We start from the raw sequence: 1,367 nt of genomic DNA, 5'->3' as shown, positions 1-1,367 counted from the left end.
GCCGGAGACGATGCCGAGATCGGCGGCTCCCTCCGCCACGAGACCGACGATCTCGTCCGAGGTCCGCTCGACGATATCGACGCTCACGCCGGTATGAAGGGCGAGATAGGCGCTCAGGGCCTCCGGCAGGAATTCGGTGAGCGCGTGGGTGTTCGACAGCACCTTGATCTGGCCGATCGCGCCGCCCGCATAGGCGGCGAGATCCCCCTGCATCCGGTCGACGCCCTCCAGCAGGGAACGGGCATGGGCGAGGAGCGCCCGCCCGGCCGGCGTCAGGACGACGCCCTGGCGGCTCCGGCCGAGGAGGGCCGCCCCGAGGGAGACCTCCATCGCCCGGATCCGGCTCGACGCGGCCGCGAGCGCGAGGTTGGCGCGGGCCGCCCCATGCGTGATCGACCCCGCCTCGGCCACGTGGCGGAACAGGCCGAGATCGACGAGGTCGAACCGCATCATCGGGCGGGCATGGGGCAGGTGGGCATGGGGAAAGAGACCGGCATCGGCAACACATCCTTAACCCTGTGGCGCGATGGTTCGAACATGGTTGTCCGTCGCCGCGTCCGTTCCGTCCTCATGCCGCTCGGCCTCTACGCCGTGTCCGCGCTCGTGGTCGGCTATTTCGTGCATCAGGCGGAGAGCGGCAACCGCGGCCTGGAGGCCAAGCGCGCTCTGAAAATTCAGGCCTACGGTCTGAAGCAGGAACTGAACGCCGCCAAGGCCGACCGGGCGATCTGGGAGCACCGGGTGGCGCTCCTGCGCAGCGAGCAGATCGACCGGGATCTCCTGGAGGAACGCGCCCGCATCGTCCTCGGCCGGGTCCACGCGAACGATGTCGTCATCATCAATCCCTGATCGTACCCCGATCGCGTTTTTCCCGTCGCATTCTGCCTGACAACTCGGCCGATCTGTCGACGGGACGGCCTCGCTTTCCGCAAAACCCTGTCCTAGAAACGGTTCCAGAAAAGCCGTTCACGGGAGGAAAGCCGATGGATGCCGCCAACGAAGCGGGTCAGGCGAAAGCCGATTCGGCCAAGGGTTCGGCTCAGTTGGGGACGGGGGGCGGAGACGCCCAGACGCATGCTCCCGCACCGAACACGCCCCAGTTCACCCGGGAGGAAGACCTCCACGCCTATCACGAGATGCTGCTGATCCGGCGTTTCGAGGAGAAAGCCGGCCAACTCTACGGCATGGGCCTCATCGGCGGGTTCTGCCACCTCTATATCGGCCAGGAAGCGGTCGTCATCGGCATGCAGATGGCCTCGGTCGAGGGCGACCAGACCATCACCGGATACCGCGACCACGGCCACATGCTCGCCTGCGGCATGGACCCGAAGGGCGTGATGGCCGAACTGACCGGCCGGCGCGGCGGG

Annotated in this window: 3 protein-coding genes; 2 read left to right on the top strand and 1 reads right to left on the bottom strand. The window is 67.4% G+C overall.

Features of this window, described 5'->3' with window-relative positions; all coding sequences use genetic code 11:
- Nucleotides 1-453, bottom strand: a 453-nt coding sequence (locus MBTS_RS22690; RefSeq protein WP_192216549.1) for a LysR family transcriptional regulator, incomplete at its 3' end; no start/stop codon positions are given.
- 84 nt (nt 454-537) lie between these two features.
- On the opposite strand from MBTS_RS22690, the gene MBTS_RS22685 reads away from it, so the two are divergent.
- Both MBTS_RS22685 and MBTS_RS22680 read left to right on the top strand, forming a co-directional pair.
- Nucleotides 538-849, top strand: a complete 312-nt coding sequence (locus MBTS_RS22685) for an FtsB family cell division protein (protein WP_026175812.1) — start codon at nt 538-540, stop codon at nt 847-849.
- Between the two features lie 134 nt (nt 850-983).
- Nucleotides 984-1,367, top strand: a 384-nt coding sequence (locus MBTS_RS22680; RefSeq protein WP_244973624.1) for a thiamine pyrophosphate-dependent enzyme, incomplete at its 3' end; no start/stop codon positions are given.

It is taken from the genome of Methylobacterium bullatum, from assembly GCF_014845095.1.
Classification (GTDB): domain Bacteria; phylum Pseudomonadota; class Alphaproteobacteria; order Rhizobiales; family Beijerinckiaceae; genus Methylobacterium; species Methylobacterium bullatum.
Note: the sequence above shows the minus strand (reverse complement) of the source record. Positions and strands in the feature narration are given on the sequence as shown.